Origin of the sequence: Nostoc sp. CENA543, from assembly GCF_002896875.1 — a bacterium.
Lineage (GTDB): Bacteria > Cyanobacteriota > Cyanobacteriia > Cyanobacteriales > Nostocaceae > Trichormus.
The window spans coordinates 2,823,090-2,847,308 of the sequence record NZ_CP023278.1; the positions used below are offsets into that span (position 1 = coordinate 2,823,090).

Consider the following 24,219-nt stretch of genomic DNA (forward strand, 5'->3'; position numbering starts at 1 on the left):
AAGCCGCAGCTTAGAAAGCATTTAGTATTAACCACTAAATACAAACTAGCCCCCGATTTTTCCAGAATATCTGCCCAAAAAGTTACAAAATGTAAGTAAAAAGTAACTTTAGCCCACTTTCTGCCGTCTATACAGACAGTCCCTATTCCCTGTTCCCTGTTCCCTGTTAGTAGAATTGAAGCAAGATGATCGAATTTTTTCTCCAGGCTTATTCTCTACCCCTAATTGCTGAAGTGAGATTTTCATCAGACTACTTTAGTGAATATCCCCAACAAATTTCTGTTGGCAAAGATGCGGTGAGTTTATTTAGCCAACAGCCTGGATATTATGCTATACACTACAAACAACCAAATACAGCCAATTCCACCGCAATTTTATTGTTGAATGAAGGTAAAATTGCTGTCTTTGCAGGTGAACCACCACCGACAATTACAGATACAATCAGCCCCGTTTATACCTTACCAGGGGGTTTACTAGCTGTCCCCACAGGTTTAGTCTTTATTCGCTTTCCAGAAAATATTGTCGTTGAGTCACAACAAGCAGCTATTCAGCAAGCAGGTTATGAAATTGCTCAAATTTTAGCTTACGCGCCTCATGCAGCTTGGTTAAGTGCTAAATCAGGTAAAATCAGCGATGCCTTACAAGGAATTACTCAATTAAAAGCAATATCAAATATAGAAAATGTCGAACCTCAATTATTAATGGAAAGAAGACAACGTTAAGAAACTCATAGCAATTCGCAATGGACTAACGTCCCGCTACGCCTAAGCGCAGCTATGCCGCAGGCTTTACGCAATTAAAAAACTTAGATGCAGCAAGGATTTTAGAGTTTACATCTGTATCAGGTTTTTCGTGAAATGGTATGACTGATAGCGATCGCCTGACTGTAAATCCAACAAATGTTACTTCCAAACCCCCTGTAATATATAACTTTCTTAATTTTGAATTGTGAATTTGTATTACGCAGTATCAGAGTCGGAAATAGGGTTTTAGGGTTCTAGGGGTATAGGATGGTATACCGAACTTTTCAATTACGGTTTCTACTACAAAATTATTTTGTCAAGTATTTGCAAAAAATATTTACATAATGTTATATTTAGTTACATAACAAGCAAGGGAAACAAAAACATCATGAACAAAGGCTTTACTATGAACGAACTTGGCCAACTCAATAACTTTGCAATTGAACCGAAAGTGTATGTAGATCAAACCCCAAGGGTAGGTTTTACTGAGTATGCAGAAAAACTCAATGGACGTTTAGCAATGCTTGGCTTTGTCGCACTCATCGCTGTAGAAGTGATCACAGGACAAGGCTTGATTGGATGGTTAACAAACCTGTAGACAATTTTGACTCACTAAGAATTTTGTCCACTAATAATAAGGAAAGAAATTTATGAGAACTGATTTTGATTTTCCCAAAAAAGATTTAATCGGCCCTGTTGTTTTTCGTCCTGAATTTAACGAATTTAAAACTATCAATGCTAACGAAGCTTGGTCATTATTTTTCAGTGCAGGTCAGGATGATAAAGGATTGGGAGAACAACCAGAATTAGGTAGATTTTTCACTAACCTTTTAATTGCTGTAGGCGTAGCAGGAACTATTTGGGCAAGTGTCTTTAGCAATTTGGGATAAATTTAAGCAACTTATTAGAAGTCTTAGTTATCTTGACTAAGACTTCTTTTAGTCATTATTGTCAAAAATATATATTTTCTAGCATTGCTACGGTAACTTATAGCTAGCAACGCGTATATTCAATTCGCCGCTTTGTGGATTGTGGCTAAATACAAACGCGCCTTCTTCCCTTTCTCCTCCAGATAAAAAATCAATTTGTTGTTCTCCTGTTTCTTCTACCTGGCTGCTAACTTTTAAAGTGGCGATAATCTGTACTGATTCAGCCGTTTCTCCACCAGAGTTGACAACTTCAAAGGGAACATAAAATTGACCGTTGACTTTTCTAATAGTTTGCTTTTTATTGACAGAAATAATTGGTGGTTGATTTTTTTTCGTTAATCCAAATATATCCTACTAGACTAATAATAATTGCCAGGATAAATAAGGAGATGCTCAAAGTTATCCACTCGGCTGGAGTGCGTTCTGCTTTTGATTCTGATCGACTCATATGGCTAACCTACCTGCTGCACCGCCAATAGTTGCAGGTAGTCCTAAAATTAAAGTATTTTCTAACCACATACTCCAAGGATTGGAGAAGCTTAATTTATGAAAAAACCACAGCATAAAAGCACTGGCTATTAACGAAACTAAATAAGAAATCACTGTTTCACTTAATGGTCTTTGAAAAATACCTTTTTGCTGTTTCCGCTTTTGCTGATCAGAAAAACCTGCTTGGAAAACAATTGCATAAGAAATTACCAAAGATGCTGCAATAATTGCCAAAAGCCACGGTGCTGAAACCGCAGCTACAATCATAGGCACTTCATCTGTAGGAGCAATATTAAATGCAATGACGGTTGCACCAATTAGAGTAGCACCTAAATCTGCAAAAGTGGCGTTCAAATTACTCGGTTTCTGGTGATTGTTGTGACTGGATTCTTGATTATTATTACTTTCGCCTAGAAATTGGTTAGCTAGTGCGACACCGAAAGTAAAAGGAACACTTTCAAAAATGATTTTACCAATCGCTTCTTTTAGGGAAGTTGCAATTGTGATTTCTCGTAATAATATCAACATCAAAGCAGAACAAATGATGCCAATAGCTATTGCTTCTATTGTATCTGTGATGACTTCATAAGGTCGTTGACGACGTTGAAGTTTACGAAATCCTTCTGTTTTATTGAGTAGAAACACCACAACAAACATTAAAGCGATCGCACTCATCATTAGTTGAGCTTTGACGAGCGATCCTACCCACCAAACTTCCATAGTATATAACAAGGGGATGCCAAATAAAAAACCTCCACAAGCACCCCGAACAATATCATTTAGCTCACTTTTAAAAATATTCTGCTGACGCTTGAGTGCCAATCTTACTATTTCCTTTGCCTAACTCATGATGATTAAACTCTGATATTTTTATTTTTTATTCATCTCTCTGGGGTAATTAAATTATGAGACAGGTAATCTATCTAAAGACAGTTATCTATTAGCCCGTTAAATACACAACTGAATGACCACAGACTAAGAAAGTAAAATTGATGACACATCATTGTCATAGTAATGACATATGCAAGTAATTAAAAACCGAAAATTTTATGAAAATTAGCTATTTTCTGTCTTTAGTCAGACTTAAAACCACTTGTTTTTATTTATTCTACGTAAATAACGGCACGATTAAATACACATATAACAACACAGATAAAGCAATTTATCTGTGTTTATTTAAGTTTTTACGTGTCTAAAATCTAGGTTGGCAGCTTACGCTACCCTAGAAAGCAAAATTATCATTTAGAGGTTACTATGTCAGAATTGATTCAGGCAATACTGGATAGTGAAGAAAAAAGTGATTTACGTTGCTTTGTGAGCCAATTACGCCAAAAGGAACAGAATTATTTACTGCGTAATGACATCTTGAATGAGTATAAAGAATACTGCACTAAATTTGATAAACCAGAGACGTTTTATACTTCTTCTCATTTGGGTAAATTAATTTACTACACCCAAGAGATTATTCAAGAAGATTCAAATTTGTGTTTTATTATTCGTGCCAAAATTGCGAGTCAAGAAGTGTATCGACTCACAGCAGACTTAGATGTAGAAGCGATGACGGCACAGGATTTATTAGATTTGCGCGATCGCTTCGTCAATAAGTTTCATCCCCAAGATGGTGATCTGCTAGAGTTAGACTTTGGCCCTTTTTACGACTACACTCCAGTCATTCGCGACCCGAAAAATATCGGTAAGGGTGTACAGTTCCTCAACCGCTACCTCTCCAGCAAACTATTTCAAGATGCAAGACAATGGCTAGAAAGTCTATTTAACTTCCTCCGCCTACATCACTACAACGGTGTCCAACTATTAATCAACGATCGCATTCAATCACAACAACAACTCTCACAGCAAGTTAAAAAAGCCATCAACTTTGTCAATGACCGACCCAACGATGAACCCTATGAACGCTTCCGTCTGGAATTGCAAACTATGGGTTTTGAACCAGGTTGGGGTAACACAGCTTCCCGTGTACGAGACACCCTAAATATTCTCGATGAATTAATCGACTCACCAGACCCCCACACCCTAGAGGCTTTCATTTCTCGTGTCCCGATGATTTTTAGAATCGTCTTAGTATCGGCACATGGTTGGTTTGGACAAGAAGGGGTTTTAGGTCGTCCTGACACTGGTGGTCAGGTGGTGTATGTTCTCGACCAAGCCAAGAATTTAGAAAAGCAACTACAAGAAGATGCTATCCTCGCCGGTTTAGAGGGGTTAAATGTCCAACCCAGAGTCATCATTCTGACGCGTCTGATTCCCAACAGCGATGGGACGCTTTGTAACCAACGTCTCGAAAAAGTCCACGGAACAGAAAACGCCTGGATTTTGCGTGTCCCTTTGCGGGAATTTAACCCCAACATGACACAAAACTGGATTTCCCGATTTGAGTTTTGGCCTTATCTAGAAACCTTCGCCATTGACGCGGAACGGGAACTACTAGCAGAATTCCACGGGACACCAGATTTAATTGTGGGTAACTATACCGACGGGAATTTAGTAGCGTTTTTGTTAGCGCGACGGATGAAAGTCACCCAATGTAATATCGCCCATGCTTTAGAAAAATCCAAATACTTGTTTAGTAACTTGTATTGGCAAGATTTGGAAGATAAATATCATTTCTCTTTGCAATTTACGGCTGATTTAATTGCAATGAACGCAGCTAACTTCATCATCAGCAGTACCTATCAAGAAATCGTCGGGACAGCAGATAGCATCGGACAGTACGAATCTTACAAATGTTTCACCATGCCTGAGTTATATCATGTGGTGAACGGGATTGAATTATTTAGTCCCAAGTTTAATGTCGTACCCCCAGGGGTGAACGAAAACGCCTATTTTCCCTATACACGCCACGAAGATAGGGTAGAAAGCGATCGCGATCGCCTCGCCGAAATGCTATTTACTTTAGAAGACCCTAGCCAAATCTTCGGCAAACTCGATGACCCCCACAAGCGTCCGATTTTCTCAATGGCGCGTCTCGACCGCATTAAAAACCTGACTGGTTTAGCCGAATGTTTTGGACGTAGCAAAGAATTACAAGCACATTGCAACTTAATTTTAATTGCTGGTAAGTTGCGGGTAGAAGAATCAGACGACAATGAAGAACGGGACGAAATCGTCAAACTTTATCATATTATTGACGAATATAATCTGCACGGCAAAATTCGCTGGCTAGGGGTGCGCCTCTCAAAAACTGACTCTGGAGAAGTGTATCGCGTCATTGCAGATCATCAAGGAATCTTCGTCCAACCAGCATTATTTGAAGCTTTTGGTTTAACAATTCTAGAAGCAATGATTTCTGGACTACCAACTTTTGCGACTCAATTTGGGGGGCCATTAGAAATCATTCAAAATCAAGCCAATGGTTTTTACATTAACCCCACCCATGTAGAAGAAACAGCCGAGAAAATTCTCGAATTCGTCATGAAATGTCAAGAGAATCCCCAATATTGGAATGTAGTTTCTCAAAAAGCCATTGACAGAGTATACAGCACCTACACTTGGAAGATTCACACCACCAAGCTATTATCTTTAGCCAGAATTTATGGTTTCTGGAACTTCACATCCAAAGAAAAACGGGAGGATTTGTTGCGCTACCTAGAGGCTTTATTCTATTTAATTTACAAACCCAGAGCGCAACAACTTTTAGCACAGCATCAATATCGATAATTATTAATTTAGTAATGGGTTATACCCATTACTAATTATCTGGAATATGCAGTTAATGAATACCAAGTTCTTGGCCCCACTACGCCATCCGCTTGCAGATTTCGCCGCACTTGAAAGGCTTTAACTGCACTTTCTGTAAATGCTCCATATACCCCATCAATTGGAACACGATAGCCATTCGCCACCAATAATCTTTGTAAGACTCTAACAGCACTACCGGAGTTACCAAAACGTAAATTTGGTACATTACGAACAGACCTAGAAGTGCGTCTAGCAATCAAAATTTTACTTTGCGTTTGTTGTGCAATTAGCATGGGTTGACGTGGCGATTTCAGCCGCACAGCCTGAAAATTTTGAAATTCATCTACACTGTAAATATCCTTTTTTACAGGTGTTTGTCTACTTGGCGTGTGTGAATTTTCGGTGTTGAAAGCTAATTTAATACTTGCGGAACTGTTACTTAGCGGCACAAATTCAGGCGGCGTGGTTTTTGCAGATGACACTAACTGATCTGACTCAATAGATGTAGCTTTTTTCACGCCATTGTCAAGCTGAATTACAGGCTGCTTGGGTACAATCGACGGAGATGGTTGCTGGATTGCTAATACACCCGTCATCAGCAGGACAATATCATTCATGTTATTTGATATCACTATCACCCATAATTCCTTTGACAGAAAAAAATCATCTATTCCGGAATAGTGATTACTGAAATTTCAGGAGTTAAATTTTGAGCAATTGCCAAAAATCAATAAATCATCAATAAAGCATGAAACATTTTCATCCCATCAGTTTTGGATGTTCCAAATTTTAGATGTAGCAGTATTTAAATTGTGATTAGTGATTTTTTTATCATCCAAATCACAAATTTAGCCATTGAATTAGCTGTGAAATTACCTCAATGGAAAATTTTCTATATAGTCAACTTGATCAAGAATAATAAACTCTATATATCAAGGAAATTATTCCACCTTAAGCAGTATATATATATGTATATTTTTTTAATTGGAGTATAATATAATAATGTGGCTCGCTGGATAAATCCTAATAATAATAATGGAAGCAGATAGGTTAAACTCTGCTTCCAAGCATTTTGATTGAACTCACAGCCAAATTTTTAAAACAGTCCTAGTAGAAAAATCATCGTCAAACCACAGAACGCTAATAAGGTAATAATCAAAATATTGCCTATACTGTGGTCAGTAGTGGTGATTTTGTGGGTATGTTCAGACATACGCATCGACCCCATTTTGATGACAATGTGTCATCAACACTTTGATAACTGTGTTGATGGTAACTTTAATCTAACATTGGCAATTGGGGGCTGTAGTCTGATGTACAAAAGCGATCGCAAATCGTAATCTCTGGAAAAACAGCGTAGAAATCCTTCGCGTTCTAGGCACAGAGGAGTTAGCATATAACTTGTGCTTTGATGATATCAGTATCAATACCCACAAAGAACGCAGTTAGACAAGCGATCGCTATGCTTCAGTATCCCAATCTCGAACAAGCGTTAAAATATCACTTCGGTTATGATAACTTTCGTCCAGGACAACGGCAAATTATCCAAGACGCGCTGCAAAATCGGGATTTATTGATAGTGATGCCTACGGGTGGGGGAAAATCTTTGTGCTTTCAGTTACCTGCACTGATGAAAACAGGACTGACTGTCGTGGTATCACCGTTAATTGCCCTGATGCAAGACCAAGTAGAAGCACTGCGAAATAATAATATCTCAGCTACCTTCCTCAATAGTAGTTTGAATCCCTACCAAGTGCGATCGCGGGAAGAAGCCATTGTCAATGGTAAGGTAAAATTGCTCTACGTCGCCCCAGAAAAGCTGCTGAGTGAAAGATTTCTCCCTTTTCTGGATTTAGTTCATGAAAAAATTGGGATATCGATATTTGCAATTGATGAAGCGCACTGTGTTTCGGAATGGGGACATGATTTTCGGCCAGAATATCGTCAGTTAAAGTTACTGCGAAAGCGTTACGCCAATGTTCCCATGCTGGCGTTGACAGCAACCGCCACAGACCGCGTCCGGTCTGATATCATTCAACAATTAGGCTTAAAACAGCCGAGTATTCATCTTGCTAGTTTTAATCGGCAAAATTTATATTACGAAGTCCGCGCCAAAAGTAAGCAAGCTTACGCCGAATTATTAGAATTAATTCGGGATACGGAAGGCTCAGTTATTGTTTATTGTTTAACGCGTAAAAAGGTTGAAGAACTAACTTTTAAACTGCAAAATGATAAGGTTTCCGTCTTACCTTATCACGCCGGTTTACCTGATGATGAACGGAGTAAAAATCAAACGCGATTTATTCGGGATGATGTGCGGGTGATGGTGGCAACTATCGCCTTTGGGATGGGAATTAATAAACCTGATGTGCGGTTAGTGGTTCATTTTGATATTCCCCGAAATTTAGAGAGTTACTATCAAGAATCAGGTAGGGCGGGAAGAGACGGCGAACCATCACGATGTACAATCTTTTTTAGTTTTGCTGATATTAAAACCATTGAATGGAGTATTGAACAAAAAACCGAACCCCAGGAACAATTGATTGCCAGGCAACAACTCCGGCAAATGATAGACTATGCTGAAGGGACAGATTGTCGGCGGACAATTCAACTAGGTTATTTTGGCGAACGCTTTGCAGGTAATTGTGCTAACTGTGATAATTGTCGCCATCCCAAACCTTTAGAAGATTGGACAATTGAAGCCATGAAGTTTTTATCTTGTGTGGCGCGATGTAAAGAAAGATTTGGGATGTTACACATTATTGATGTGTTGCGTGGGGCGAAAAAAGAGAAGATTATGCAATATGAACATGATAAACTTTCTACCTACGGTATAGGTAAAGATAGAACCGCAGATGAATGGCGAATTTTGGGAAGATCGCTTTTACATCAAGGTTTATTAGAACAAACTACCGATGGTTATTCTGTACTGAAATTAAATGCGTTAAGTTGGGAAGTAATGCGCCGTCAACGCCAAGTTTTATTATCTGTTCCTGTGGCGCAAAAAGTGCGGTTAGTCCCCGATAATCCCAAAGCTGAGATTGCAGAAGCATTATTACAGAGATTACGATCGCTGCGTAAACAACTAGCCGATGAACAGTCTGTACCTCCTTATGTAGTCTTTCACGATTCTACTTTGAAATTAATGGCACAGGTACAGCCGAAAAATTTAGCCGAATTCGGTAAACTTTCTGGTGTAGGTAGTCATAAACTCGCCCAATATGGGGAAAAATTTCTCTCAGAAATTCGCGCCTATATTCAAGAAGAAAATTCGACAACTAAATCACTTGAATATACACCCTCACTCAGCTTAGTTTCTGGGACTGAATTACAGACATTACAGTTACACCAGCAAGGCTTAAATATTGCTCAAATCGCCCAAAAACGCAATTTAAGCCCAGCTACTATTGCTAGTCATTTAGAAAAACTCATCGAAAAAAATCAGCCTGTAGACTTAAATCAATTAGTCCCTTTGGAACATCAGCAAAAGATTTGGCAAGTTTTAGAAGTTCTGGGTGATATTCCCTTAACCCCAATTAAAGAACAGTTAGGCAATAGTTATACCTTTGATGAGATTCGCCTAGTGCGGGAAAAATGGCGACGACAACGCAAGTAGTTTAAAGGGATTGGGGATTGGGTATTGGGGATTGGGGATTAGGGACTGGGGATTAATTTAGCGATCGCATCCTTGAAAACTACTGTCGTAGAGAAATTGTTTGTTTGTAGCTTTTTTTGGTGATTTGCAATTGTTAACTTTTGAGGTGCGATCAGCTACGCTGGGCGGAACGCCATCGCTGGCTGCTATTCTAAGAAGCTATATCTACATAACTGGGAATACTAGAACCAGCATCTTGTAATTCTGTGGCAGATTTTGATGTACTGGGTTTCTGACTTTTTGTAGCTAAAACTACAGACAGGAGTTTTGGCAACGTCAGACACACAACTGTATTTACTAGAGTCAAGAGGACACCATCAATTGAACTCATAGATTTACCCCTCTTTACAAATTTTTTGTCTAATTCTTATCTTAGTGTGAATTGCCAGTTGCATCATTGATTACATATTTTGATTTTCTTCTGATATCTATAAGTTTCTTCTATATATATTTTTGTGAAGTACACTTCAAAATTAAAGTTTGTAGTAAGGACTTTAGTCCTGAGATGAGGACGGATACCAATTCACTAAAGTTCTGATATAGATCCCAATCCAGAAATCCTTGTCAATTCAGGATTTATCAATTGCGTTAGCGTAGCGGGACGTTCGCGTTAGCGTCTCGGAGAGAAGTCCATTGCGTTAGCGGAGCGGGGCGTTAGCCCATTGCGAATTGCGAATTGTGAATTGTGAATTGGTATTAAACCCTATTGCATTAAAAATACCTTGTGACTACTTCATGAAAATCCTGACAAGATTATCATCATGAAATAATTACAAGGTAGAACTTGAAAAATGCTCTAGAAATAAAATGTTCAGCGAATTGATGTTAGTAAATATAATCGGAAACAATCCATCAATGCGGAGAACATCTAGCACAAAAATGTGGGCTAAACTTACAAAAATGATTACCAGTCAACTTATAAGTTGTGCAGTAAGGAAAACTGGTAATCCCCCTACTAGGTTGATGCAATTTTACATCCTTGAGTAATTTGTAACGCTGTTTGTCTCTTGGTGGAGAGAGAATCAATGATAAAAGTTTAGGTAAACCTAAACAGGCGATAACATTGATGAGAGTCAACAAGAAAGCATCTAGTAACGCTATAGGTAATCACCCCCATACAATTATTAGGTGGTCGCTATTGATAGTGGAAAATTGGATTTAGCAGTCAGAATTCTAGAGTCAGATTTAATTGCCTATACTGGTAGATGATTTTCCTGATGAGTTGAGCAACCATACCAAAATGCTGAGAGATCAGCAGTTCTGACTTCTGTATCCTGAATCCCTAAAGCATAGATAAAGCACAGCCATTGATTTTGCTTTATATAAATTAACTTTAGCATAAACTTATATCAATCCAAATGTTGAAGTTGCGAAACTGACTACATAGTGAGTGATGTAGATCAATAGAAGCGGTATTGTAGCGTAATAGCAGAACTAATTTAGACAAAGCCTATTTACAGTTGAGGTGATATTTACATGGTCAGCACTACAACGGGGTCTTCTTTCCTGGCTAACATTACTAAGCAAGAAAGTTTATCAATACAGCGTTTGGTAGATTACAGCAGTATCGAGTCACTCTCAGAAATCTGGCCGTTGGCCGCCAAACAATTTGGTAACATTGTGGCACTACACAATCCCCATGTTAAACCAGAGGTAAAAATTACCTACGCGCAGTTAGCTGAAAAAATTCAACAATTTGGGGCTGGTTTGCAAGCTTTGGGAGTACAAGCTGGCGATCGCGTCTCTCTAGTCGCAGATAATAGTCCACGTTGGTTTATTGCAGATCAAGGGATTATCACCGCAGGCGGAGTAGATGCAGTGCGGAGTTCCCAAGCCGAACGGGAAGAATTATTATTTATCGTGGCTAATAGCGGCAGCATAGCGTTAGTAGTTGAAGATTTAAAAACCCTCCAAAAACTCCGCGAACGTCTTCACAACTTACCCATCCAGTTCATTATTCTGCTTTCTGACGAAACGCCACCTGCTGAGGAAACTATCAAAATCCTCAACTATAACCAATTACTAGAACTGGGCAGTAAGCATACCCTAGTGAGAGTTAAGCAAACACTACAAGACCTAGCTACCTTAATTTACACCTCCGGCACTACAGGAAAACCCAAGGGTGTCATGTTATCTCACGGTAACTTATTGCACCAAGTCAAAACCTTGGGAACAGTCGTACAACCCCAACCAGAAGATATAGTTTTGAGTATTCTACCGACTTGGCACAGCTATGAACGGAGTGGGGAGTATTTCTTACTTTCTCAAGGTTGTACGCAAGTTTACACAAATATACGTTCTGTAAAAAAAGATTTAAAAGACTTCAAACCCCATTACATGATTGCTGTTCCCAGATTGTGGGAATCCATTCATGAAGGCGTGCAGAAGCAGTTCCGCGAACAACCAGCCAAAAAACAACGCCTAATATACTTTTTGTTGGGCGTAAGTGAAAGATATATTAAAGCCAAGAGAATTGCCGCAGGCTTAAGTTTAGATCATCTCCACGCCTCACCAGTGCAGAAATTATTTGCCAAAATAGTCGCAGCTGTTTTGTCTCCCATACATAATCTTGGAGAAAAACAAGTTTACGGCAAAGTCCGGGAAGCTACAGGGGGACGTTTCAAACACATCATTAGCGGTGGTGGCGCATTACCCCGACATATAGATACATTTTTTGAGATTGTGGGTGTAGAAATTTTACAAGGTTACGGTTTAACAGAAACCTCACCTGTAACTAATGCGCGTCGTCCTTGGCACAATTTACGCGGTTCATCCGGACAACCAATAGCCGGTACAGAAGTGAAAATTGTAGACCCAGAAACTCGCAGACCTTTACCCAACGGCCAACGAGGTTTGGTGTTATTGCGAGGCCCACAAATCATGCAAGGTTATTACCAAAATCCCGAAGCCACAGCCAAAGTTCTGGACGCTGACGGTTGGTTTGATAGCGGTGACTTGGGCTGGGTAACGCCATATAATGACCTCGTATTAACAGGCAGGGCTAAAGATACGATTGTCTTGACTAACGGAGAGAATATTGAGCCGCAACCCATCGAGGATGCTTGCTTGCGATCGCCCTACATCGACCAGATTATGCTAGTGGGACAAGACCAACGCTGTATCGGTGCTTTGATTGTCCCCAATGTGGAAGCCTTGGAAAAATGGGCGGAGGCGCAAAATCTCACTTTAGTCACAGACGACAATAATTTAACCTCTTCATCAGGTGAAACCATTACCCTGGAGAGTAAAATGATCCAGGATTTATTCCGTCAAGAATTGAATCGGGAAGTGCAGAACCGTCCAGGTTATCGTCCAGATGACCGTGTAGGGCCATTTCGACTGATTCAAGAGCCATTTTCCATCGAAAACGGCTTAATGACGCAAACACTAAAAATCAGGCGGCACGTTGTCATGGAACGCTACCAAGCTATAATTGCCGCCATGTTTGGCTAATAATTCCACACCTACCAACTATCGAGTGAACGTGAAACTTTTATGACAGATGTCTCCAATTCTCATTTGCTTCTCAAGCGCGTCATTAACATCAAAGTGATTGTTACCCCCCTCTGGAAAGAGGAAATGCAGCAACAACTGCAAGCCCAAATCAATCAACTTGATCAGCAATTGCAACAGTTAGACATTGAAGGACAAAGAGCGATCGCCGCTATTCAAAAACAAAGTCTCCAGCCACCAGGGCCTCAAACCCTGCAACAAATCGATAACATCCAACTGCAAGTTAATCAAAAGAAAAGCGAATTCTTAGAACAGAAAAACCAAATGCTGCAAAACCTCCAGCAAGTACAACTGCTGGAATTAGATCAAGAAGTCAATCAAGGTCAAATGGAAAGCTTTTTCCGTGTCGAACGAGGCGATAACTTAATCAGCAAAATCCAAGTAGAAATTGTGTTGCGTGATGGAGTTGTCGAAGACATTCGCGGCGATGTCTAGGTAGAAGGGATTGGGGACTGGGGATTGGGGACTTATCAATTCAAAATTCAAAATTCAAAATTCAAAATTAAAGAATTGATTACGAAACACTCATTACTCAGCACCGGCTAAACGCCGCGCTACCGCTAACACCACTCACTACTCATTACTCATTACTCAGCACCCTTTATCAAACCCATCTTGCACAAGCTTGGTGGGGGTTTTTAATTTGGGATTATTTTTTGGGATCAGGTTTTTGGTAGGACATTGAACTTGAGAACCTACCCACACAATACGCCAAATCGGGGGCGAACTGGATAAGAGCGATCGCCCGAAGCTATTCATCTCCAAGCGATATTTCATCACCTCAGATGCAGCATCTTGAGACTTGGTTTTTTGAATCACCGTGACTATAGACTGATGCGGCTGTGGGTATGCAACTTCTATTTTGCGATCGCCTTTGGAGGGTCTGACATCATCTAAAAAATTCTGTGCCAGCTTGATTGGATCACTCCCTTGTAAAATAGAGTTCAGATTTTCCAAAGGCATATTTTGGTATTTTTCGCGTTCCAAATCTTCCACAACCGCTTGAGTTTGCTGCACAGGTGATAACTGCTGTGGTGGCTGAGTAGTAACAGTGTCTGGAATTGGCATAGCTGTTTGATGCTGAATCAGATATACACCAGCACCAGCAGTAGCAATCACACTGAGCATCAAAATCAAAAAAAACTTCAGTTTTACTGGCATAAAACTAAACAGGTATTTTAAAAGTCAATATTCAAAGGTCAAAATTGCTAACTTTATGATTTTTTAACTATCCTTCGATGGTAACTTGATTTTGGACAACATAATCGTCTGTAACAATTGGTGACAAGAGATACAAAATTACACAAAACTTTGAATGTGAACCGTGAAAAATTGATTCCACTAAGCGATCGCCAGCACCAACAGCGAATCAACGACATGAAAGCATAGACATAAAGCTTGCCTAGATGTTCCAGTGAGGCAGGGAGCAGAGGAGGCAGGGGGGCAGGGGGCAGGGAGCAGGGGGAGAAAAACTTTTGAATTTTGAGTTTTTCTGCCCAATCCCCAATCCCCAATCCCCAATCCCACCCGCTCGATTTAAAATAGAAAATCTTAAATATAAAACTCTCTAGCCAAGATACAATTCGATCTGGCAAAAGCTGTTAAAGTCCATAAACCCATTGATTCTAGAACCACCATATGAGCATTCACGAAATATTCATGCCAGCCCTGAGTTCCACCATGACGGAAGGTAAAATTGTTTCCTGGGTCAAATCGCCAGGGGATAAAGTGGAAAAAGGCGAAACAGTGGTGGTTGTGGAGTCAGATAAGGCAGATATGGATGTAGAAACCTTCTATGAAGGGTATCTCGCACATATCGTAGTGCAAGCCGGTGACAGTGCGCCTGTAGGAGCTGCGATCGCTTATGTGGCTGAAACTGAAGCGGAAATTGAAGCTGCTAAATCTATGGGTAATTCCGGTGCGGCGGCTGCGGCTACTCCCACCCCCGAACCAATTCCTGCTACAGCCTTAGTTGGTGCAACCACTACAGCATCTCAAAACGGTTCTAACCACAAAGAAGGTAGACTTGTAGCATCACCCAGAGCGCGGAAGTTAGCCAAAGAATTAAAAGTAGATTTAAACAGCCTCAAAGGTAGCGGCCCCTACGGTCGGATTGTCGCTGGTGATGTCGAATCTGCCGTTGGTAAAACTCCTGCACCAGTTGCACCAGTTGCACCAGTCACTCCCGCACCCAGCATTACCCCAGTTGCACCAGCAGCACCCGCACCCCGCACACCCGCACCTGCACCAGTTGCAGCCGTTCCTGGTCAAATCGCCCCATTCAATACTCTGCAAAATGCCGTCATTCGGAATATGGTTGCTAGCCTAGCAGTACCAGAATTCCGTGTGGGTTACACAATCACCACTGATGGATTAGACAAACTTTACAAACAAATTAAATCGAAGGGTGTCACCATGACAGCCCTACTGGCGAAAGCAGTCGCAGTGACATTACAAAAACACCCACTTTTAAATGCTAGTTATTCAGATCAAGGTGTTGTTTACCACTCCGACATCAATATTTCTGTAGCTGTCGCAATGGATGATGGCGGTTTAATTACACCCGTATTAAAAAATGCTGATCAAGTAGACATTTACTCACTCTCACGCAACTGGAAATCTCTAGTAGACCGCGCTAGAGCTAAACAACTCCAACCAGATGAATACAACAGTGGCACTTTCACCGTGTCCAACTTAGGAATGTTCGGTGTAGATACATTTGATGCCATTTTACCCCCAGGACAAGGTTCAATCTTAGCGGTTGGTGCATCCCGTCCCCAAGTTGTCGCTAGTCCAGACGGCTTGTTTGCAGTCCGTCAACAAATGCAGGTCAATATCACTTGTGACCACCGCATTATTTACGGCGCACACGCAGCCGCATTCCTACAAGATTTAGCCAAGTTGATTGAAACCGACGCTCAATCTTTGACTCTCTAAGGGAACAGGGAACAGGGAACAGGGAACAGGGAATGGGGAATGGGGAATAGTGAACAAGTAAGTGATAACCCCAGCCCCCAGTCCCCAGTCCCCAACTTTTGACTTAAATCAAGGACTTACCAAAAAGCAAAGAATACGCTGAGAGCATGAAGAGTTGAGAAACGAACTATGTTCTGTAACCAGTGTGAACAAACTACCCGTGGCGATGTCTGTCATCAGTGGGGAGCTTGTGGTAAAAGTCCAGAAGTAGACGCTTTACAAGATTTGTTGGTGCATTGTTTGCGGGGATTGTCCCAGGTGGCTCTACAAGCTAATTCTTTGGGAATCGCTACCCGTGATACCGATGAGTTTACCTGTGAAATGCTCTTCTCCACGCTGACAAATGTGAACTTTGCGGCGGATGATTTTGTAGCATTTATAAATCGCGCGATCGCTTTACGTGATAGTCTCAAGTTAAAAATTCAAGCAATCAGTAATACTGTTGTTAATTCGGCGATTGCTAATTTTCAACCTGCTAGTAATCTCCAAGCGCAAATTCAGCAGGGAAAAGACCTAGAATTTGAATTTATCAGTCAATCGGCTAAAAATATAGATATTTTCTCCCTCAAGCTCACCGTATTATATGGACTCAAGGGTGTAGCTGCTTATGCTTTCCATGCTCTGGAACTTAAAGAGCATGATGAAGACCTCTACAGATTTTTCCATGAAGTATTGGCACACCTCGACGACCAAGATGAAACTTTACAGCATTGGTTAGATTTAGCCCTAAAAGTTGGGCAAATGAACCTCAAAGCAATGGAATTACTGGATGCTGGCAATACAGAAACCTTTGGTCATCCTATACCAACATCTGTACCTCTGGGACATATTGCAGGTAAAGCCATCCTGGTTTCAGGACACGATTTATTAGCATTGAAAGCGATTCTCGAACAAACAGTGGGAACTGATATTAAAGTTTATACCCACGGTGAATTACTGCCAGCACATGGCTATCCCAAACTCAAGCAGACTTACCCACACCTCTACGGACATTACGGCACTGCATGGCAAAATCAAACACATGAATTTGAAAAATTCCCTGGTGCGATCGCCATGACTACCAATTGTCTCATGCCTCCCCATGAATCTTACAAACATAAAGTATTCACATTGGGGCCTGTTGGTTTTCCTGGGTTGCCAAATATTAGTATTCGTGACGTTTCGCCAATCATTGAGAAAGCCTCAGCACTACCAGGATTTGTTGATGAACAAGACGGCGGTAATGTAACTACAGGTTTTGCGCGCAATGCCGTGTTGAGTGTTGCCGATACAGTAATTGAGGGTGTGAAGCAAGGTCAAATCAAACACTTCTTCTTAATTGGTGGTTGTGATGGTGCCAAACCAGGACGCAATTACTACACCGAACTCGTGGAAAAAATGCCGAGTGATTGTATTGTTTTAACGTTAGGTTGTGGTAAATTCCGTTTCTTTGACAGAAATTTGGGTGATATCGGCGGAATTCCACGACTACTAGATTTAGGTCAATGTAACGATGCTTACTCAGCCATTCAGATTGCTGTAGCTTTAGCCAATGCCTTTGGTGTCAGTGTCAATCAATTGCCATTATCCTTAGTATTATCTTGGTATGAACAGAAAGCGATCGCGGTTCTATTGACACTACTGCACCTTGGTATTCAAAATATTCGCATCGGCCCGACACTGCCAGCTTTCCTCACACCTAATGTAGTCAAGTTACTGTCACAAACCTATAATCTCAAGCTGATTACTACCCCAGAACAAGATTTAGCAGCGTGTTTGTCTTGACCCTGTAAATTTTAGATTTTGGATTTTAGATTTTGGATTTTTGCGAAGGCTGACTTATTCATTCTGAGAACAGTTCAACCATGAGGACAAAAGCGTTAACCAGATAGCGATAAGGTGCGAAAAGTTATACCAATTTGAAAAATGATTGCGACAGATGGATTTCTGAAAAGCTCACCAGTAAACCATCTCAAAATCCGAAATCCAAAATCTAAGTAGATAGGCGTAAAAATAAAACACCTTCCATCATTGCGATCGCGAAGCGTCTCGTAGAGAGCGAAGCGAACGCAATGACATTTTATATTTGGCGTTGCCTTTTAAACAAAGTGAAATATCGACTCTTTGCGTCTTTGCGCCTTTGCGCGAAACAAAAATCATCCCACTAATCAGCAACGCCTTATATTTAATTATGCCTGCCTACTTAAAATCCAAAATGGTATTAGCGTGACCTTTGCCTAAATCCACGAACTTCTAGTTTGTGGAGTGGCTCGAAAATCCTGTGATCCCCCCATGTCAATTGATGAGAAATTTTGTATTCTTCGTAAATATCACCTGCAAACCCGCACAAGAAGACCATGCCAAAAAATTGGGCTTTGAAAGTAGACCAGTTTTTCAATGCAACTTCCAATTGCATCATCACTACCTCCCATACCGACAAGAGGTTTACACGCTCAGGTAACTCTACTTTATCGTTAATCAATCGCAGACAATTTTTGCAATGTCTGGGTGGAGGAGGAGCAAGTTTACTGCTATCTGTCGTAGGGCATCCAGTCAGTGCAAATTCCCGCCAAAATGGCAATACAGAACTCAATCCTAATTCCACTCCGTTACAAAATTTTGAGTTTGAAACAGTCAGAGTCAATGCCCAGGGTAGAATCACTGCCAGAGCTAGGCGAACAGGACAACATTTTGTAGAAAATTTAGGTAATGGCGTGGCACTGGAAATGGTGGCGATTCCTGGTGGTGCTTTTATTATGGGTTCACTAGAATCAGAGGCAGGACGAAACGCAGATGAAAGTCCTCAGCATCATGTCACACTGAAACCTTTTTTCATGGGCAAATATCAAATTACCCAAGCACAGTATCAAACAATTATGGGAAATAATCCCGCCATTTTCAAAGGTGAAAATAGACCTGTAGAACAAATAAGTTGGGATGATGCGGTAGAGTTCTGTAAAAAGTTAAGCAATATCACAGGTCGCAATTATCGCTTGCCTAGTGAGGCGGAATGGGAGTATGCCTGTAGAGCAGGAACAAATACACCCTTTCATTTTGGGGAAACCATTACAGCAGATTTAGCTAATTATGATGCTAGTCAAACTTATGCTTCTGCACCCCAAGGACTATTTCGACAGCAAACAACACCAGTAGGCAGTTTCCCTGCTAATGCCTTTGGTTTATATGATATGCACGGTAATGTTTTGGAGTGGTGTCAAGACGGTTGGCATGAGAATTATCATGGCGCACCTGTAGATGGTAGTGTTTGGATAAATGAGAACGACAATCTAATTGGGGTGCTGCGCGGTGGTTTTTTGAGCTTCAGTCCTGTATACTGCCGTTCTGCTACTCGCTACTCATACTACCGCGATGAGCGCGTCAACTATTTCGGTTTTCGGGTTGTGTGTGATGGTGGGGAGGCGAGGACTACTGAATCCCAGAAGAATCATTAACTGTCATCGCCTCAAAACTACTATTTTGAAAATTTAATTGCGCTAGGAAATCTCTCGCTAATTGTTCTACAGTAGTGCTTTGCAAATCAGCAGTCAGATGCAAACCCAACACTAAACGCGCTGTATTTCCTATCTGTTGAATATTTGTCCAAGGTCGCACGAAAATGCCGATTTGCTCAAGCTGAATCATTAAACTAATGATTTGACACTCCCCGAAATAGAATTTCGGGGATTCTTGGTTCACCGAGCCGACTTATCTGAACCTGTTGCCAGATCCTTTTCAGAGGTCGTTCTCTCCCCAAGCGTGAGTTCCGAAGTGTCCCGCCGTACTTAATCCTTTAGCCAAAATATTCAGTGCTGCATTTTCGTCTCGGTCTAAAACAGTTCCACAGTGGGGGCATTCATGGGTTCTAGTTGACAAAGTTTTAACAACAGTTTCCCCACAGTTAGAACAGTTTTGGCTTGTCCAGTGAGGTGGTGCAGCAATGGTTATTTTGCCGTATACTTTGCCAAAATATTCCAGCCAACACCGGAACTGATACCAAGAAGCATCACTAATACTTTTGGCTAGTTTGTGGTTTTTAAGCATGTTCCGCACTTGCAAGTCTTCATAAACAACCACGTCGTGAGACTGGATGACGCACCTTGCTAACTTCACAGCAAAGTCTTTACGCTGTCTACTAACTTTCAAGTGTTTTCTTGCTAGCTTATTCCTAGCTTTTTTATAGTTATTGGATTGAGGCTTACCCTTTCTAAACTTCTTAGAAACTCGTTTTTGTAGGCGTTTTAATGCCTTCTCAGATTTTCTCAAGAATCTAGGGTTTTCTACCTTCTCTCCATTGGAATCAGTGTAGAAGTGGTTTAAACCAACATCCAACCCAATAACTTTTTTACTTGGTTCTACTTTAATTTCTCGGTCAACAGCAATACAAAATTGAGCGTAGCCCTGTTTTGTCACTCTAGGCAGAGGAAAAGTAGAAATCAGGGTGAGTCAGGAAAATAAATATTGAACTGGTGAGGTGATAAATAATAGATTGAAGTTTAGAAAAACCCAAGGACAATTGGGGAATAGGAAAAACTGTTAACCAGGGATATATTAGGTTAAATAAAGTAAAAGGTTGAATTATTAAACGGAGATTGTTAAGAATGTTCTTCCAACCCTTTCCATCATCCCACCAAGGATGAACAGCAAATTTTGATGGAGATTCAGGCACAGAAAACTGCATTTGTTCAGAGTGAAGGCTAACCATTAAATAGCTACTACAAACAATCTCCCACCAGCGTTCAATATCCGCATAGTGAGTCAGACGATAATCTGCCCAACCTAATTCATTCTTACTTTGCTTCAAGCCATATTCAACCCATGTTCTTAACCCATAGAAATTCCCAACTTCCCTGGGTGTAATATCGGGATATTTAGTCATGACATACCAAGTAGAGTTTCCTGGCAACTTTTCAACGTCTGTGGTGATCTGCCAATATCTATGTTCGCTACGTTTTCCGTAAATTATTTCTCTAATATATCGATTTTCACTGTCGAGGTCAGAAAATACACGTTTAAATCTCTGCCACTCTAGATATTGAGTATGCTGTCGTGGAAGTAGCTTTACATCGTGGTTTGAGCGAATTGCCACTATATAGTTTAGATTCATTTCATCTAACACTGATACAAAATTAGTTCCGCTTTCTCCATACAAACTATCTGCCAATACTAAATTAAATTTAAAGCCTAGTGACTTGAGCTTTCTGATTAAATTAGCGGCTATTTGTGGCTTGGTTAGATACTTATCTTCTGGTTTTAATCTTTCACGCGGCTTGTATACTTCAAACAGCAGAGGAAAGGTCATTCCGCAGAATACACCGTATGCTGTAACCACTACAATTCCATTGTCAACCTTTCCTAAGTTTCCTATATATTGTCTTTTGACATAATCTGTTGATGAGCCTTTCTTTCTATCTCCAGTTTCGTCAATAATTAAAACGATTGGTCTACCTTTTATGATTTCTAAAATTAGTTCTAAACGTAAAGCTCTTAGCTTCTCTATTTCCCAAGGTGATTTAGTTAAGAAATGATGTAAGCCTTGCTGATTATCTAATCCTACAATTTTGGCTATTTCTGGTAATGTTTTCCGTTTTAGTTCGGAAATGCAACCTATATGCAGGTATTTAAATGCTTCAAAGCTTCTAACATCTGAAAACAGACTTTTATACCACTGGCAATATTCGTCCACGAATTTGATCGTTTTCACGGGTGAACGAGGCTCTACCATTCTCTGTGCTTACGTTCTAGAGTTTTTACGTTCTTATACTACCGCGAAAGTGACAAATCAGGGGTAGTAACCATCTGCACGTTTTACCAATCGGACACGCTTAATATCTTTGATCTGATAAAAATGCAGGTCATAAGTTCCTACTAATTTTAGTTTCCCAATCTCAAAACCGTCAGTCAGTGTGAGATATTTTCTATCTTCTGACAACTTCCATCCTGTGGTTTTGTACTCCACAGAATGTCCACGTTTTTTGAAAATTGGACAACCTTTCTTACCTGGAACTTTCTCTGTTACAAAGTTTGGAGCGGAGGAAGCCTCCGCTCCAACGCCAGTTGCCTGCGGCGGGAAACCCGTCCGCAGCACTGGCTCAACTTTGCGCTTCTTGCAGTTACTATAAAACCGAGAAATTGCAGCCCAAGCTCTGTCTGCTGATGCCTGCCTTGCCATTGAGTTGAGTTTACCCGCCCACTCAAAGTTAGCAGCCAATTCTTTGCAATATGCGCTTAAATCGTATTTACCAACTTTTGGGTTATCCATCCAGTAACGAACACAAGAATTACGGACAAACAAAGCAGTCCTGATTGCTTCATCAATCAGATTAAACTGCTGCTGTTTACCTTTTAACTTGAACTCGTATACTAGCAATTGATAATTCTTACGCTATAATATCAGCATAATATATTTGGGATAATTAAACAACCCGCCATGACCGAATTTATTCGGTCATTCGCTTATATCCCCCACTTAAAAGACGTATGAAGCACAAAACCAATAAGTTTTGTGCTTCATACTTGGGGGCTTTACGCATCACGACTCGTAAAACTAACGGGATGCCATTGCGGTAACTCAGCTAAGGCAGCTTCGGGACTGGGAAATTGTCCGACGCTGAGGTGGGGAGTAAAACCTGCTTTTGTTTTGCTGCTTTGTTCGTTACATTGGGGAAATAGATTTTCCAGTACCGCCTGTAACTCATGCAATGCGTTTTCTGGCTGGACAACAGGACGTAACCAAGCTGTAGAACTTTTACGGTGTGTAAATATTTGGAAGTCGGCTAAGGTAATTTGAAATGGTTGTAGTTGAGCCAGTACAGGTGCAATAATTTCTACCGCCTCAGCAAAATAAGCTTCTGGTAGAAAACCGTAGAGTAAATTAATGTGAGCCATCCAACGCTCAACTCTAGCATCATAACGCTCACGGATGGCTTGGATAGCAGGTAAAACATGATCCGGTGGAATCACGACTACAGCACTTTGATAAACTGGGCGCACTGTACTTAAGGCGGAGGCTGGAAAAGACTTGGCAAATTTCAGAACTGCACGCACACCAAAATGATCGGATGGATAAATTTTCCCCTCTGTCCCTGCTATCGGTTCACAAGCGAACAAGTCAATTGACTGTGGTAGCCAATCATGGTTTTGACTCCGCAGTAAAATGCGATCAAGTCTAACTGGTATTCCCTTTAAACTCATCAAAGCTGCTAAGGCGTTGCGTTGCGGGTCAAATGTATAACCTGCTGCATCTGGATGTAGTTGTTCCCAAATATCAACACATCCAGCAGCCGTTAATATTTCTTCTTGTTCGTTACCTCGCGTATTGAAGTCACCAGCTATTAAGCTATTTCCTGGGAGCTTTTGCAGATATGCCAATGTAGTAGCTAGCTGACGTTGGCGTTTTTCTAGGGCATTTTGGGCGTAATCACTGGTTAAATGCAGGACGGCAATATGCAGCAATTGACCGTTAATTGCACAACTTCCTACCAATACCCGTTTGTGTCCAGAAAATTGATGCTCAACCAGTGTAAAAGGTAGACGCGACAATAATAAATTACCGTAAGGTTTTACCGTTGCGGCTTTGCTATCATCGGAGATGTAATAATTGCGTACCCAAGTTTGCGATAAAAGTAACTCTAATAAAGATGGTGTTGCTTCTTGGATGGCGATAATATCAGCGTTACATTGACGTAACTGTTCAACAATTACTGGTAATCTTTTTTCAGTGGCGATTTTGTCTTTCTCATAGATATCACAAAGTACATTAAAACTAGCGATCGCTAAAGTTTCTAAGTTGACTGCGGTGGCTTTTTGTGTATCTGCTTGCCAACCTGAGATATTGTATTTATAAACAGGTCGCGGCTTGAATATCGCTGTGCTATCTAATACAGTGACAACTTTCTCCCTTAGATTTTCTGTACTCTCGCTTTTCCACGCCGCCGCAGGTAAATCGCCAGAGGAAATCAAATCTAAATGCTGTTCTCGATCCCAAACAACCACGTCTCCACAACGGATATAGCGGATGCGATGCCAAGGAATATCCCCATCTGTCGCCCATTGTGCCAGAGGTTTTTCTCTAATACCTGTAGATGAAAGACGTTCTTGAAAACCGACAACAAAAGCATTGGTATCAAGGCGCACATCCCAGATAATGCGATCGTAAACCTCGCGACTGGTAGCCATTCTTCTCTTTTCTGATTTTGACATCTTCCAACGCTTAAACCCCCTATACCCCTAATGAGCGTTG

General features: G+C 40.8%; 18 protein-coding genes and 3 pseudogenes. 10 read left to right on the forward strand and 11 right to left on the reverse strand.

From position 1 onward, the window contains the following. The first annotated feature begins 185 nt into the window (after positions 1-185). From CLI64_RS11700 to CLI64_RS11710, 3 genes are all read left to right on the forward strand, one after another. The gene (locus CLI64_RS11700; protein ID WP_103137391.1) at positions 186-722 is read left to right on the forward strand and encodes a hypothetical protein; all 537 of its coding nucleotides are present in this window, start codon (positions 186-188) and stop codon (positions 720-722) included. Between the two features lie 406 nt (positions 723-1,128). Beyond that, positions 1,129-1,341 (forward strand): chlorophyll a/b-binding protein, encoded by a 213-nt coding sequence (locus tag CLI64_RS11705; protein ID WP_103140687.1) that lies wholly within the window; start codon positions 1,129-1,131, stop codon positions 1,339-1,341. Between the two features lie 52 nt (positions 1,342-1,393). Beyond that, the gene (locus CLI64_RS11710) at positions 1,394-1,633 is read left to right on the forward strand and encodes a hypothetical protein (protein WP_103137392.1); all 240 of its coding nucleotides are present in this window, start codon (positions 1,394-1,396) and stop codon (positions 1,631-1,633) included. A gap of 87 nt (positions 1,634-1,720) precedes the next feature. On the opposite strand, the pseudogene CLI64_RS11715 reads toward CLI64_RS11710, so the two are convergent. Together CLI64_RS11715 and CLI64_RS11720 are read right to left on the reverse strand one after the other, a co-directional pair. After that, positions 1,721-2,120, reverse strand: a pseudogene (locus CLI64_RS11715) (TIGR02588 family protein). Further along, positions 2,117-2,983: a TIGR02587 family membrane protein gene (locus CLI64_RS11720; protein ID WP_103137393.1), complete on the reverse strand. Its 867-nt coding sequence runs from the start codon at positions 2,981-2,983 to the stop codon at positions 2,117-2,119. Before CLI64_RS11720 ends, CLI64_RS11715 begins: the two are co-directional and overlap by 4 nt. 432 nt (positions 2,984-3,415) lie before the next feature. On the opposite strand from CLI64_RS11720, the gene CLI64_RS11725 reads away from it, so the two are divergent. After that, the gene (locus tag CLI64_RS11725; RefSeq protein WP_103137394.1) at positions 3,416-5,836 is read left to right on the forward strand and encodes a sucrose synthase; all 2,421 of its coding nucleotides are present in this window, start codon (positions 3,416-3,418) and stop codon (positions 5,834-5,836) included. Positions 5,837-5,871: 35 nt separating this feature from the next. On the opposite strand, the gene CLI64_RS11730 is transcribed toward CLI64_RS11725, so the two are convergent. Further along, positions 5,872-6,474, reverse strand: a complete 603-nt coding sequence (locus CLI64_RS11730; protein WP_103137395.1) for a peptidoglycan-binding protein — start codon at positions 6,472-6,474, stop codon at positions 5,872-5,874. 845 nt (positions 6,475-7,319) lie between these two features. Between CLI64_RS11730 and recQ the strand changes: the two genes are divergently transcribed. Next, positions 7,320-9,473 carry a DNA helicase RecQ gene (recQ, locus tag CLI64_RS11735; protein ID WP_103137396.1) on the forward strand — a complete coding sequence of 718 codons (2,154 nt, stop codon included), beginning with the start codon at positions 7,320-7,322 and terminating at the stop codon, positions 9,471-9,473. A gap of 190 nt (positions 9,474-9,663) precedes the next feature. On the opposite strand, the gene CLI64_RS11740 is transcribed toward recQ, so the two are convergent. Next, complete coding sequence (locus CLI64_RS11740; RefSeq protein WP_103137397.1) at positions 9,664-9,843, reverse strand: hypothetical protein; 180 nt, start codon at positions 9,841-9,843, stop codon at positions 9,664-9,666. An 862-nt stretch (positions 9,844-10,705) separates the two neighbouring features. Then, a complete protein-coding gene (locus tag CLI64_RS30790) occupies positions 10,706-10,852 on the reverse strand; it encodes a hypothetical protein (protein ID WP_157943259.1) in 147 nt (48 codons plus the stop codon). A 136-nt stretch (positions 10,853-10,988) separates the two neighbouring features. On the opposite strand from CLI64_RS30790, the gene CLI64_RS11750 reads away from it, so the two are divergent. Together CLI64_RS11750 and CLI64_RS11755 are read left to right on the forward strand one after the other, a co-directional pair. Further along, positions 10,989-12,965 (forward strand): long-chain fatty acid--CoA ligase, encoded by a 1,977-nt coding sequence (locus CLI64_RS11750; protein WP_103137399.1) that lies wholly within the window; start codon positions 10,989-10,991, stop codon positions 12,963-12,965. A gap of 42 nt (positions 12,966-13,007) precedes the next feature. Further along, positions 13,008-13,460, forward strand: coding sequence for a YlqD family protein (locus CLI64_RS11755; RefSeq protein ID WP_103137400.1), 453 nt, complete (start codon positions 13,008-13,010; stop codon positions 13,458-13,460). 156 nt (positions 13,461-13,616) lie between these two features. Here CLI64_RS11755 and CLI64_RS11760 read toward each other — a convergent pair whose 3' ends face one another. Further along, positions 13,617-14,186 carry a hypothetical protein gene (locus CLI64_RS11760; protein ID WP_225977569.1) on the reverse strand — a complete coding sequence of 190 codons (570 nt, stop codon included), beginning with the start codon at positions 14,184-14,186 and terminating at the stop codon, positions 13,617-13,619. A gap of 477 nt (positions 14,187-14,663) precedes the next feature. Here CLI64_RS11760 and CLI64_RS11765 point away from each other — a divergent pair, with 477 nt between their 5' ends. From CLI64_RS11765 to CLI64_RS11775, 3 genes are all read left to right on the forward strand, one after another. After that, complete coding sequence (locus CLI64_RS11765; protein ID WP_103137401.1) at positions 14,664-15,962, forward strand: dihydrolipoamide acetyltransferase family protein; 1,299 nt, start codon at positions 14,664-14,666, stop codon at positions 15,960-15,962. Positions 15,963-16,130: 168 nt separating this feature from the next. After that, positions 16,131-17,765, forward strand: a complete 1,635-nt coding sequence (gene hcp, locus CLI64_RS11770) for a hydroxylamine reductase (RefSeq protein WP_103137402.1) — start codon at positions 16,131-16,133, stop codon at positions 17,763-17,765. A gap of 572 nt (positions 17,766-18,337) precedes the next feature. Next, positions 18,338-19,432, forward strand: a complete 1,095-nt coding sequence (locus tag CLI64_RS11775; protein WP_103137403.1) for a formylglycine-generating enzyme family protein — start codon at positions 18,338-18,340, stop codon at positions 19,430-19,432. Here the strand turns inward: CLI64_RS11775 and CLI64_RS11780 are convergent. The 5 genes and pseudogenes from CLI64_RS11780 to CLI64_RS11800 form a co-directional block, all read right to left on the reverse strand. Beyond that, complete coding sequence (locus CLI64_RS11780) at positions 19,407-19,622, reverse strand: hypothetical protein (protein WP_103137404.1); 216 nt, start codon at positions 19,620-19,622, stop codon at positions 19,407-19,409. The two genes, CLI64_RS11775 and CLI64_RS11780, sit on opposite strands and share 26 nt — an antisense overlap. Before the next feature lie 90 nt (positions 19,623-19,712). Continuing rightward, positions 19,713-20,375 (reverse strand): annotated as a pseudogene (locus tag CLI64_RS11785) (RNA-guided endonuclease InsQ/TnpB family protein); the annotation flags it as partial. A gap of 16 nt (positions 20,376-20,391) precedes the next feature. After that, complete coding sequence (locus CLI64_RS11790; RefSeq protein WP_103137405.1) at positions 20,392-21,702, reverse strand: IS701 family transposase; 1,311 nt, start codon at positions 21,700-21,702, stop codon at positions 20,392-20,394. Positions 21,703-21,765: 63 nt separating this feature from the next. Further along, positions 21,766-22,347, reverse strand: a pseudogene (locus tag CLI64_RS11795) (hypothetical protein); the annotation flags it as partial. A gap of 155 nt (positions 22,348-22,502) precedes the next feature. Further along, entirely contained in the window at positions 22,503-24,155 is a 1,653-nt protein-coding gene (locus tag CLI64_RS11800) for an RNA repair domain-containing protein (RefSeq protein ID WP_225977570.1), read from the reverse strand. Between the last annotated feature and the right edge of the window lie 64 nt (positions 24,156-24,219).